Genomic DNA, 11,634 nt, shown 5'->3' on the forward strand with positions numbered 1-11,634 from the left:
ATTTGGTTTTTTGGTTGTTTTGTCGCTACCAAGTATTGACCAAATTTAACCTACGTATAGCAAAAGTGCGTCGGTTTCGTTCATTATAACTATTTTGTCTGTTGTAAGCCCTTTATCTCCCGCTTCTGATGAAATAAAGATGCCACCTTAAGAACAAAAATACCAACAGATACACCAGAGCAGAGTACCAAAGTGACCATTCTTTTAATTTTTCAAATCCGCACAATATCGCCAGCCATTCATAAACCACCGAAAAAACGGTCCATCCCATGATATAAACCACGTGTCTTCTTTTATTCTTCGGCAAAAAGTTCAAATAAATGATTCCGATCGATGGAGGTAATAAAGCTTCGACGGGCAAATCGAGAAGCTGAAGCCCATCAGCGCCTAAATCATACAAATCCAACACATCACCAAATAACAAGTCTGTGTAGACAGTAATGGAAGCAAGGACCCACCATGTATGGTAAATCTCTCGTTTGGTCAGGTGTTTGGGCATAAATGCTACGATGCAGAGGGTAATCACAATGGTTAGATAGGGGAACCAGTAATTCATAAAAGATACATACCTCTCATTAACTCTTGTTTTTTAAAAATAACCTGTATTGCCCATGGATGATGACAACGGTGGCGATAGCTAGTAAAAAGGATGCAGCAAAGTTCCAGTATTTCTGGTGCTCTAACATCCCCGTCCAGACCATCGTGAATTCCACGAACGTTAAGATCGCTCCCCAGATGAGATAATGGATCATCCTTTTGTTCAGTAATCGATTCGAGTAATGAATCATTAGATATCCAACCATTGGGTAGAAGGTAACGTCCAGTAAAATCGGCACTCCGCTGACTTTAGCAAGAGGTAAGGGTAAATGATGGTATTCCCAAACTTTTAAAACATATACAAGGAGGTATTGTTCCAAAAAGCGCAAGTAGCTTATGCAGAGGAGACTTGAATAATATTCCCGGAATTTTGAGCGATCCGCCAAAAACAAGAAAAAATAGACAGATATGATCGAATAAAATAAAATCAACATGATGACCACAGCCTACCCTCTGCCTTTTTTATAAAATTGGTACTGCAGGATCAATAACACATAAATCACCCAATCAGAGATGTAAGAAATCCAAAGTGACCACCATCTATGGTGCTGCATCAATTCAAATTTTAAATAGGCATACTCCAATAAAATAGCTCCTAAAGACCAGAAAAAAATCCACCCCAATCGTTTCGTCCACGTTTGGGGAAGAAACTGTATAAACAAATACGCAACAACCGGATAGATCCCAAAATCGAGAAAGAGCGGAATGACGCTTTCACTTAATGGTTGATCATGATACGACCACAGTTCATATTCCTTCATAACTAGGTCCGTTAATAGCCCCAAATACGCTGAAAACATAGCGGTCGGAAACAACTCTGGAACCCGCCTTTTGTCACCTAAAACCAGAAAAGCCAACCACGATAAAATAAACAGAATAATGGATACCATAACTTCAGCATTCCTCCAGGAAATGCACCACATATTTGGCATGACATGAGTGATTCAAGTTTAATATCTACATTTACCAAAAATTTGATACCTTGCAAATGGGCAATGGAATAAGCCGCTCCCAAGCAGGACTTTCCCCTCCCGCAAATGAATAAAGTAGAATAGATACCCATCTGAAAAGGAGAAAGCCAATATGAAAACACGTGTGACGGAGATATTTGGGATGAAGTATCCCATTGTGCAAGGGGGGCTGGCTTATCTTGCCCTTGCGGAGCTGGCTGCAGCGGTATCCAATGCGGGGGGACTGGGGCAGATTACGGCGGCAACGCTAGGCTCAGTGGAAAAGCTCCGGGAGGAGATCCGTAAAGTTCGTACTCTGACCGATAAGCCATTTGCCGTAAATTTCGCGATCTCAAGGTTTGGTGGAAAACACGATGAATTTCTTGACGTGGCCATTGAGGAGAAGGTTCCCGCCATTTCGATTACCGCTGGGAATCCGCAGCCCATTTTGGAACGGATCAAAGGGGGAAATATTCGCTCTCTTGTGCTCATATCAGGGGTGAGACAAGCCCAAAAAGCGGAGGAACTGGGCGCGGATGCGGTCATGGCAGTAGGGCAAGAGGGTGGTGGGCATCTTGGGCGAGAGGATGTCGGGACGATCGTGCTTACCCCTCGGGTGGTGGAGTCGGTTTCGATTCCGGTGTTAGCCAGTGGAGGGATTGGCGATGGAAGAGGCTTATTGGCTGCTTTTGCCCTCGGTGCTGAGGGGATTGAAATGGGGACTCGTTTTATCGCCACCCAGGAGTGCATTCATGCTTGTGAAGCCTACAAAAAGGCCATTTTGCAGGCAAGGGAAACGGACACCGTTGTGATTAAGAAATCCCTAGGTGCACCCGGGCGTGCTTTGAAGACCGATTACACCCTGGACCTGATCCAACGGGAACTGGGCGGCGCAACCTATGAAGATCTAAAAGATTTGATTAGTGGGAAGGCAAATCGCCGGTATATATATGAAGGAATCGAATCGGAAGGATACGGCTGGAGTGGTCAGGTGGTCGGCCTTATCCGCAATATCCCAACTGTTCAGGAGCTTTTTGATGAAATGATTAACACTGCAGAGGCGGGGTTGCAGCGGATGGGGCGTATTTTTGAAAAGTGATGGACGGCTTCCCTTTTTCTTCGAACGTTCGCTTGCCAGCTGAATATATTAAGAAATGGGCAGGTGATCAAAATGAATTATTTTTTTATAAAAGATAGAGGGAGCATGGTGGAGATCCGTAATCGTTCACGGTTCCCCTTTCACTCGTATACTTTTTTCATAGATAATCAGCAAGTGGCGACTTTTTTTCAGGGGAACACGTTTTACTTAAGCAAAATCGGATTACCACCAGGACAGCACTTGCTTTCTATCGTCGCTCACTATCAAGCAGATGGTATGCAGGTTCCTTTAGCCGAACAACATTTTATCGTTGTTCCCCAACTATCTTCGCTTCTTTCCCAGGGGGATGAACGGGTTTACGCCCGCGACTTTAGAGCTGGAGACATTTTGGTGGCTTCGAACAATGTAGATGAAAAGATGACTGGTTATATGGGCCACTCAGCCATTGTCGTTAGTCCAGATCAGCTGATTGAATGTCCCGGCGGACATCCCGCTATGGAGCAGGACACGATTCAACAATTTCTCGAGTACCATCCACATCATGCCCACTATCGGCCAAGATTGGCTGAAATGGGTCAACGAGCTGCTGCTTTTGCTTTAAACTACCTCTCTCAATATAGAAGAAATCTCAAAAATGGAATCGAACAGCCGATCTTCTCCTTTAGCTTAAACGTTCCACTAGAGGATCCCTGGACAGCCATCTATTGTTCCAAGTTGATCTGGCTCTCCTACTTTTATGGTGCAAATTATAAATTTATCAATGACTTTTTATGGTTCTCTCCAGAAGATCTTCATCACAATCTAAAAGACAACGAGCACTTTGAATTACTTTACCAACACCCTGAGTTCGGATTTCTGATTAACACCTAAAACAAGTGGATCCTGTGAGCCTGTCTTTTCATTCTGGAAAGTGAATGGGACGGTTTCAATAAGCGGAGAAACTCCGGTTAATTTACAATGAATCGACAGGCTTCCTGTGTCCGCCTTGCCCTTGGCCACCCCGCCAAACAATTCCATCCAAACCAGCTCCAAAAATGTTAAAATAATAGAAAAATACCCAGTTTGGAGCTGCGCATATGAAAATAGTAAATATCAGTACTAACGCTTATCGCTTGCCGCCAGGTGTGCCATGGGAAGATGCGACAAACAAGGTGGATGGCCTAGAGTTTATCGTCACGGAAATCACCACCGACACGGGGCTTACAGGTACGGGCTTCAGCTATACGGTAGATATCGGGGGGACGGTGATCAAAGCCCTCGTCGAGGATTACCTCCAGCATCTCGTCATAGGTATGAATCCGCTGAATTACGAAGAGATATGGAATAAGATGCAGAGGCAGTCAAGGCGTCTTGGGTTGGGGGTCAACTCGATGGCGATGGCGGCCATCGATATTGCCGTTTGGGATCTGATGGGGAAGCATTATGGACAGCCGCTTTACAGGTTGCTCGGTGGGGCTAGGAATCAAATTTCAACCTATATTAGTGAGATCAACTTGAGCAACGAAGATACGGTCGAAGATCTGCTCCAAAGAGTCGACTCCTACATCGAACAGGGGTATCGTACGGTCAAGATTAAAATCGGAAAAGAAGACATCGAGGAGGATATCGAGCGAATCCGCAAAGTCCAAGAGCGTCTAGGAAAAGGCGGAAAGGTGCTGGTGGACCTCAACCAAAAATGGAGTGCTACGGAAGCCCTCACCAAATCCCACATTCTAGACCCTCTAGGCTTAGGGTGGATTGAAGAGCCCATGCTCTATCACGATATCCAGGGGCACAGTCAACTGAAAAAGGCAATCAAGACCCCGATCGCTCTAGGCGAGAGTATGTACAGCAGATTTCAATTTTTAGAGTATCTGAAAGCAGATGCTGTGGATATCGTGCAGGCGGATGTTGCTTTTGTTGGCGGGATCACCGAGTGGCTGAAGATCGCACACCTTTCGAGTGCCTTCGGAAAACCCGTGGCACCCCATTTCATGATGGAGCTGTCTGTGCACTTACTTTGTGGGGTGCAAAATGCATACATGCTGGAAAATGTAGTCGGGGGTTCGTTCACGGAGTTGGGATTGTTGGAGGTGCCGATTACGGTGGAAAAGGGGGTAGGCGTTCCGTCTGAGCTTCCGGGGCATGGGATCGTCTTTAACAAATCCGCCTTGGCCAAGCATCTACTTGATCCAACCACCCTTCAATTCCAAGGGGGAAGCAAATAAGGGGGAGAAACTCCCCCTCTACCTGCCATTTTTCTTATCTATAGTTTCCCTAATCTTTTGATTCCCTTCATCCACGTACTCGCGCCACTCCCGGTTGCCGTTGTCCACACTTTCGCGCCACAGCCGATTTCCGTTATCGACCGCATAGCGCCATTTGGTATTCCCGTAGTCGACAATGCGGGAGAACATTCTGGAAGCGGGATGGTCGTAATCATCGAATCGCTCTTTTAAATAGTCCTGGGCCGCTTTCATCCGCTCCTTCTCCCGATCCGCTTTTTCCTTCATGCTATCTTTGGTACTATAAGCTAAATCCTTTTTCTCTTCCTTTAGCTTGTAGGCCTTTTCTTTGCCGGCGTCCTTCCATTCCCGCCATTTTTTTTGGATTTCCTCATATTGGGCCCGCATGTATTTCTTTAAATCCCGTTCAGAACCGACGTAGGTAAACTCACCATTTCCTGCCTTGGCAACTTCTTTTAAAAGCCGCTGTCCTTCCTGGTCCACATCAAACCCAATGATATTGACGACAGTTTGGATGTCTTCTGAAACCAATTTTTTGGCTTCCTGAACCGGATCCCCACCACAGGTTTCAATCCCATCGCTGACCACGTACACCACAACATCACCCGCGTCCGCGGGGATATCTTCCTTCACAGACTGTAAACCAAGCGCAATTGGCGTCCATCCGACCGGTTTGACCTGTGCCAAAGCCCCTTTGAACTTAGCCGCATCGAAACTGGCATTATACAACGTTTCGGTACTTCCGCAGGACACCACTTTATCGGCATCACTGTTCGAACCTTTTTGTCCGTACACCCGTAACGAAAGGGTCGCATTCTCCGGAACCTGCTGGGCAAATTCAAGGACCGCTTCCTTTGCCGCTTCCATCCTCGTCTTATTCCCTACGCGGGCAGCCATACTCCCACTGGCGTCTACTAAAATAGCGTAATGAGCTTTTTTCAAAGTGGGCGTATCGACCGTTTCATCAGGTCGTTCAATCGACACATCAACGGACGAATCGAAATGAAGCAGGGTGTTCATTTCTTCATGGTAATCCTCAGCAAACAAGTGGAGGAGCTCCTCCATATACTGATCCTGCGTCAGATCAGCCGGTAATTGGTCCAACGCTTCCTTCACTTTTACTTCATCATATTTATCTCCACTAAAAATCCCTGGATATCGCAGCATTTCTTTTTCCATCTCGGTTAACTCGCGATCCAGATTTTCCATTTCGTAGAATTTCGCTTCCTTTGGGATATAGGCTGTTTCTTCTGTTTTCTGCTCCATCTGTGTAGGTTCAACGGGAACCGGGTCCGTTTGGACGGGCTCACTCTCCTGTGAAGAACATCCCGCCAGCATCACCGAAAACATCATCAAACCAACAAAAAAACGCTTCATTGGTGCAATCTCCTTCCACCGTAAAAAGTAAACAATAATCACATCTTACTTCATTTTTGATCGGGATTTTCCTAAATGTTAAAAAATGAGTAATAAGTGCCAAGGATGGTAGGGCTTAGGGAGGGGGGAGTCAATGGGATATGCTTTACAAAAAAAGATACGAAGCTAGTTTCTGGCAATCAGAAAAGAGTGAACATTCTTGTAGATTTACTCGCTAGATGGTGATAATCTAATAGTATCTATTACATCAGGCAGGGCAGGGGGAGAAGAGATGAATTTGGTTCCTTTTCAATTGATGGTGGGCTTACATACCCTCATGGTTATAGGGACGCGTCCGTCCATCCCCCTTTTCACTTATGAACTGGGATATACTTCTTTTGAAATCGGAATGATTGTTTCCTTGTATTCAATCATTCCTTTATTTTTTGCCATATCCATCGGAAAATGGATTGATAAATTAGACTCAAAAAAGGCTCTCCTTATAGGTGGTTACACAGGAGTGATTGGAATTGGGTGGTTAGGTATATTTCCAGGAACCTTTCATCTCTATTTATCACAGATGATCGCTGGAACGGCTCAGACCCTCTTTGCGTTAGCAGCCCAAAATTATATGGCAAGGGTGTCTGATAAAGATAAACTCCATCAAAATGTAGGGTGGCTTAGCCTAAGTATTGCTGCGGGGGCCTTGGTTGGACCGCTTTTGTGTGGGATAATTGCCGATTACTTTGATTATAGGATGGTTTTTCGAATAACCAGTTTGCTAGGAATTCCTGCGGTCATAGGTCTTCATTTCATTCAAAATAAGTACCCAGAAGAAAAAAGGAATTATCAGACGCCCTCCGGAAAAAAACCACATATTCGCGATCTTCTCGCCATCAAAGAAATTCGAATGGCCCTCTTTATGAGTGCCCTCATCTTATTTGCCATGGATTTTTTCAATACCTTTTTTCCCCTCTTAGCCGTTGAATTAGGTTATAGCAACACCATGATCGGCATTTTTCTCTCCATCTTCGGCCTGGCTAGCGTCATTAGCCGATTTTACATGTCACAGCTTGTTGATCGGTTTGGTAAGCATAAAATCTTTTCTTATGCCCTAATCATTAGTTGTTTCTCATTCTTTTTATTCTATATCTATCCCCATTTTATCCTTGCGGTCTTGGTTACCTTTATCTTAGGAATGGGTTTAGGGATTGGACTGCCCCTCTCCATTTCTACCACGATGGAATCCGCCATTGAAGGGCGCGTAGGTGAAGCCTTGGGGCTTCGACTTACCATGAATCGATTCACCCAGGTGGTATCTCCTTTGGCACTCGGCGCACTCATGGGAGTCACAGGGGTATCGCTGATGTTTTTGATATGCTCCGGAATTATGTTGCTTAGTTATTATCTAGTATTCGGGAAAAAGCGGAGGGGGATGGATCAGGGGAGGTTTACAGCTTCCCACGACAGGTAATCTCAAAGAAGTATAATAAAGCGGGCTGGAATCTATGCGGATGCTGAAATATCCGTCAAGATGGGTGTTTGACTTGTGATGCCACGGAACAGGAGGCCCTTAGATGCGAAAGAGGCTTTAGCTCTGCATGCTCAGTCTCGAATCCAAGTGAATCGGGACAAGAGCAAGGGTGAATAGATCGGAGCTGTCTCGAAACCGTGCGAATCGGGACAAGAGCAAAGGTGAATAGATCGGAGTTGTCTCGAATCCGGGTGAATCGGGACAAGAGCAAGGGTAAATAGATTAGAGCTGTCTCGAATCCGTGCGAATCGGGACAAGAGCAAGGGTGAATAGATCGGAGCTGTCTCGAATCCAAGTGAATCGGGACAAGAGCATGGGTGAATAGATCAGAGCTGTCTCGAAACCGTGCGAATCGGGACAAGAGCAAAGGTGAATAGATCGGAGCTGTCTCGAAACCCACCGATTCGTGACTAAGACCCGCCAGATCTAAGCCTTCTCAGTCCCGAATCCGCCCCCTTCAACCCAAATGCATCCATTGAAACCGCTTACAATGCGGTTGGAGCTATTTCCTCCCCTTACAATAGACTCTAGTCCATTCCTTCTATTCTATCTAACCCTTTTTTTCCATCCGCCCTAGCACCCTTCTATCTAGACCATCCCACCCGCTCTACCTAGCCCGTCACATCCTACTAAACTCTAGTTCGTTGCCTCACGTAGCCCTACCCGCTCCTGTACCATCGGTAAACGAACCTCTACAGTAGTTCCGCTGTTTATTTCGCTCGTGACATTCACTTCACCTGCGTGGTTCTCGATGATCTTCTTACTAATCATAAAGCCTAGGCCAGTCCCTTTTTCTTTTGTTGTATAGAAGGGCTGTCCTAATTGTGAAAGCACTTCTTCGGGCATGCCCATGCCACGGTCCGTGAAGGAAATCTTGATTTTCTCCGTGCCTAGCTGTTCTACTCGAATGACTAGGGTACCTCCGGTTGGCATGGCGTCAATGGCATTCTTTATGTAATTGATAAAAGCTTGTTTGAGCTGGTTCTCATCACAATCAACGAATGGGAGGTGGGCCCTGGGTTCTGCTGTGACGATCTCGACATTGTTAAGAATAGCCTGGGTACTTAAGAGGGTGACGACTTGGTCCAATAAAAGGGTAATGTCTTTTCTTTCAAATTTGCTTTCTTGAGGTTTGGCTAGCATGAGAAGCTCGCTCAGTATCTGTTCAATGCGCTCAATTTCAGAAGTCATAATATTGAGATAGGATTTCTTGTCTTCGGTCCCAGATCGCATTAATTGCAGAAATCCTTTAATGGCCGTGATGGGGTTGCGGATCTCATGAGCGATCCCCGCTGCTAATTGACCTGTTATGGATAACTTTTCGGTGTACTGCAGCATCTCGTGAGATTTTTCCCACTCTTTCCTATCCTTATCCGTCGCATCCTGGAAGAAGATGCTTAAACCATTTGGAGATGGATAGGTCCATACCCTAAACCACGTATCCAACGGAGGATAGTGAGTCTCAAAGAAAACGGGCTCTTGACTCTGGAGAGCCTGATGGTACTTTTCATAAAATGGCAAATCCACAGCTTCAGGAAATTCCCTCCATACATTCTTGCCAACTAGATCGTTGCGGCTCCGAAATAGCAGACGTGTGGCTTTTTCGTTAATATAAGTAAAATTCCAATGGTGATCTAAGGCGAAAAAACCATCTTTAATTCTTTCTAATATTTCCAATGCATCTACAATGGGAGCGCTCATCCTGTTTCTCCTTTCTTTCCACATTTGGATCTGCAATTAAAAGCAAAAAAACCAAAACAGAAAGCTACCGCTCTCTATTTTGGTTTATGTCATAGCTCAACCATCGTTGTCTATCCATCGTCCCAAAAGGTAGTATAATGATTTCATCAATAAAAAAGAAGTAGCCTAACCTGAGATCACGGCTATTATCCATGTATCCTCCTTAATACTAATGGAAATAATCCATATTTTCAACAGAATTGGGGAAAATATGTAGAAGATTGCCATGATGAAAGTGAGGATATAGTCCCATGTCCACAATCGACCAGCAGAAGTTGCTTGACATTAGCAGTTATACCAGTAAATTACTTCGCAAAAATTTTGGCAGAGGTCCTGAAACCTGTCATGCTTTTTCTAATGATCGCTACTTGGTTTTTTATATTCGAGGATTTTTATCCCCTATGGAGTCGGTCCTGCTCGAGCAGGGGAGTGCAGATCACGTTGAATTTTCACGGGGGATTGTCATGCAAACGGTTCTTGCTCAGTTAAAAGGAGTCCTTGAACGTGAATTTGAACAGGATATCATGGACTGTTACCATGATTGGAACTATCCGAATAATACAGGGGTTATCATGATCTGCTTTGAAAAGGTGATGGAAACCGCTGAACCCCAGGCGAAAGAGTTTTCAGAGTACAAGGCATTGATCAAAGAAGTGGAGCGGGTTAGTCAATTAGTGCAGAAAGTGCCGGAACAAACCGAAGCTTATCGAATCACTTCCAAGCTATATATAGTGAAGCGTGTAGGGATTCTTGTCCCCATTGAAAAAGCCCTCATTGCCAATGGATATCAAGAAACCTTGTTAGTGACAAAAGATGATTTGGAGAAAACGTACTTTCATCGAGATGGGAAATTTGGGGAAATCTTCAAGCAGCCGGTGGAAGACATCTTTGTGGATTGGAATTTTCACGAGGACAAAAGTATGATGTGCTTTTTGCTGAAGTGAAGGGACGACAAAAAGGAGTGGAAGCGATCCACTATTTTATCGAAGCATAAGACAAGTGATGCTGTGTTCTTCTTTTAAATCCCAGTCCACAAAAATATCGGCGATGGGTTGCTTGAAAAGGTTTACAAAACGACTATCTAACCGAAAGTAGCTATTCTCCAAATCACTTAAGGTATCCAGAAGAATCTGCTGATATCCTTTTGCGATTAAAGCTTTTTCAATCGGGGTCAAAATCCCCATACGCTTCACTAAATAAAGCTTCGGGGTTATTTGGTAAGCCTCGGTTCGCTTCGGCTTTTTTTGGACCTGTGCACTGATTCGCTCGAATTCATCGATCAGCAAACTATATTCAGGGAAAAGGCCAATTTTTTCTTCAGACGTTGACATATCTTTTTCAAAAACAACGGTAATCATGCCTGTGTTCTTCTCGAATTTCCAATCATGGTAAAAGCTCTGGACATTCAGTTCAAATTCATGCTCGAGAACCCCTTTTAAGTTTTCAAGCACACTTTTCATCACAATGTTTCTTGAAAACTTGAGGTGATCAAGCTTTCCGTGCTCGAAAAGGATGACCTCCATGGGGGATAGAAACCCACGCAGATAGAAGACAAGAAAATGGTGTTTCGCAAATGCATGGCAGGAGTCAGGACCTCTGCCAAAGTTTTTTCTTATCAGCTTGCTGACTAAACTACTGATGTCCATTAACCTTTGCTGAATTGGGGTTGAATCGGACACTTGCATCCCCCCTTTAGTATAAAAATAAAAAGCCAAAATAGAAGCAAAAAATGCCTCTATTTTGGCTTAGGGATAAAGCAATAAAAACTGTCTAAACATCCACCGTGCTTTGGCTATGTTTGAGCGCAATTTATATTGTTATGTTCCACATCTTCCAAAAAAGTTCATTGTGAAGGATTATTGTAAAACCGAATCGATTTAGTTTATGAATAGCACAATCATCGTTGTCTCTTGCATCTTCTAAAAGCGGTTTATCTACCAATAACTTCTATATTTATTTATATGGAGACTAGCTCATTCATTTTACCTTAAAGTTTTTATCTTTTCAATAGATATCGAAGCAATCCGCTTCATGGGATTAGTTATAATGAACGAAACCGACGCACTTTTGCTATACGTAGGTTAAATTTGGTCAATACTTGGTAGCGACAAAACAACCAAAAAACCAAATTCA

At 44.3% G+C, this 11,634-nt stretch carries 11 protein-coding genes; 5 read left to right on the plus strand and 6 right to left on the minus strand.

The features are described 5' to 3' along the window. Positions 1-112 precede the first annotated feature (112 nt). Genes J2Z37_RS24905 through J2Z37_RS24915 form a run of 3 tightly spaced genes read right to left on the minus strand, consistent with a single transcriptional unit; the run spans position 113 to position 1,487 of the window. Positions 113-556 carry a hypothetical protein gene (locus tag J2Z37_RS24905; RefSeq protein WP_209813034.1) on the minus strand — a complete coding sequence of 148 codons (444 nt, stop codon included), beginning with the start codon at positions 554-556 and terminating at the stop codon, positions 113-115. 19 nt (positions 557-575) lie between these two features. Further along, positions 576-1,031: a CBO0543 family protein gene (locus J2Z37_RS25965; protein WP_280922272.1), complete on the minus strand. Its 456-nt coding sequence runs from the start codon at positions 1,029-1,031 to the stop codon at positions 576-578. Positions 1,032-1,043: 12 nt separating this feature from the next. Next, entirely contained in the window at positions 1,044-1,487 is a 444-nt protein-coding gene (locus tag J2Z37_RS24915) for a CBO0543 family protein (protein WP_209813036.1), read from the minus strand. A gap of 193 nt (positions 1,488-1,680) precedes the next feature. On the opposite strand from J2Z37_RS24915, the gene J2Z37_RS24920 reads away from it, so the two are divergent. From J2Z37_RS24920 to J2Z37_RS24930, 3 genes are all read left to right on the plus strand, one after another. Then, entirely contained in the window at positions 1,681-2,646 is a 966-nt protein-coding gene (locus tag J2Z37_RS24920; RefSeq protein ID WP_209813037.1) for an NAD(P)H-dependent flavin oxidoreductase, read from the plus strand. Positions 2,647-2,718: 72 nt separating this feature from the next. Further along, positions 2,719-3,516 carry a hypothetical protein gene (locus J2Z37_RS24925; protein ID WP_209813038.1) on the plus strand — a complete coding sequence of 266 codons (798 nt, stop codon included), beginning with the start codon at positions 2,719-2,721 and terminating at the stop codon, positions 3,514-3,516. 206 nt (positions 3,517-3,722) lie between these two features. After that, positions 3,723-4,853 (plus strand): mandelate racemase/muconate lactonizing enzyme family protein, encoded by a 1,131-nt coding sequence (locus tag J2Z37_RS24930; protein WP_209813039.1) that lies wholly within the window; start codon positions 3,723-3,725, stop codon positions 4,851-4,853. Positions 4,854-4,871: 18 nt separating this feature from the next. Here the strand turns inward: J2Z37_RS24930 and J2Z37_RS24935 are convergent, their stop codons facing one another. After that, positions 4,872-6,248 carry a VWA domain-containing protein gene (locus J2Z37_RS24935; protein WP_209813040.1) on the minus strand — a complete coding sequence of 459 codons (1,377 nt, stop codon included), beginning with the start codon at positions 6,246-6,248 and terminating at the stop codon, positions 4,872-4,874. Positions 6,249-6,519: 271 nt separating this feature from the next. On the opposite strand from J2Z37_RS24935, the gene J2Z37_RS24940 reads away from it, so the two are divergent. Continuing rightward, positions 6,520-7,701, plus strand: coding sequence for an MFS transporter (locus tag J2Z37_RS24940; RefSeq protein WP_209813041.1), 1,182 nt, complete (start codon positions 6,520-6,522; stop codon positions 7,699-7,701). A 696-nt stretch (positions 7,702-8,397) separates the two neighbouring features. On the opposite strand, the gene J2Z37_RS24945 is transcribed toward J2Z37_RS24940, so the two are convergent. Continuing rightward, on the minus strand, positions 8,398-9,462 hold the full coding sequence (locus J2Z37_RS24945; RefSeq protein WP_209813042.1) for an ATP-binding protein: 1,065 nt from the start codon (positions 9,460-9,462) through the stop codon (positions 8,398-8,400). 290 nt (positions 9,463-9,752) lie between these two features. On the opposite strand from J2Z37_RS24945, the gene J2Z37_RS24950 reads away from it, so the two are divergent. After that, a complete protein-coding gene (locus J2Z37_RS24950; protein WP_209813043.1) occupies positions 9,753-10,445 on the plus strand; it encodes a Na-translocating system protein MpsC family protein in 693 nt (230 codons plus the stop codon). A 36-nt stretch (positions 10,446-10,481) separates the two neighbouring features. Here the strand turns inward: J2Z37_RS24950 and J2Z37_RS24955 are convergent, their stop codons facing one another. After that, positions 10,482-11,180, minus strand: a complete 699-nt coding sequence (locus J2Z37_RS24955) for a Na-translocating system protein MpsC family protein (protein WP_209813044.1) — start codon at positions 11,178-11,180, stop codon at positions 10,482-10,484. Positions 11,181-11,634: the final 454 nt, after the last annotated feature.

The sequence above is a fragment of the Ammoniphilus resinae genome, from assembly GCF_017873965.1.
In the GTDB taxonomy this organism is placed as follows: Bacteria; Bacillota; Bacilli; order Aneurinibacillales; family RAOX-1; genus Ammoniphilus_A; species Ammoniphilus_A resinae.

Excerpts from the sequence above, each read along its gene's own strand:
- J2Z37_RS24950 (WP_209813043.1), top strand. The coding sequence starts at position 9,753 with ATGTCCACAATCGACCAGCAGAAGTTGCTTGACATTAGCAGTTATACC.
- J2Z37_RS24905 (WP_209813034.1), bottom strand. The coding sequence starts at position 556 with ATGAATTACTGGTTCCCCTATCTAACCATTGTGATTACCCTCTGCATC.
- J2Z37_RS24940 (WP_209813041.1), top strand. The coding sequence starts at position 6,520 with ATGAATTTGGTTCCTTTTCAATTGATGGTGGGCTTACATACCCTCATG.
- J2Z37_RS24945 (WP_209813042.1), bottom strand. The coding sequence starts at position 9,462 with ATGAGCGCTCCCATTGTAGATGCATTGGAAATATTAGAAAGAATTAAA.
- J2Z37_RS24935 (WP_209813040.1), bottom strand. The coding sequence starts at position 6,248 with ATGAAGCGTTTTTTTGTTGGTTTGATGATGTTTTCGGTGATGCTGGCG.
- J2Z37_RS25965 (WP_280922272.1), bottom strand. The coding sequence starts at position 1,031 with ATGTTGATTTTATTTTATTCGATCATATCTGTCTATTTTTTCTTGTTT.
- J2Z37_RS24930 (WP_209813039.1), top strand. The coding sequence starts at position 3,723 with ATGAAAATAGTAAATATCAGTACTAACGCTTATCGCTTGCCGCCAGGT.
- J2Z37_RS24920 (WP_209813037.1), top strand. The coding sequence starts at position 1,681 with ATGAAAACACGTGTGACGGAGATATTTGGGATGAAGTATCCCATTGTG.
- J2Z37_RS24915 (WP_209813036.1), bottom strand. The coding sequence starts at position 1,487 with ATGGTATCCATTATTCTGTTTATTTTATCGTGGTTGGCTTTTCTGGTT.
- J2Z37_RS24925 (WP_209813038.1), top strand. The coding sequence starts at position 2,719 with ATGAATTATTTTTTTATAAAAGATAGAGGGAGCATGGTGGAGATCCGT.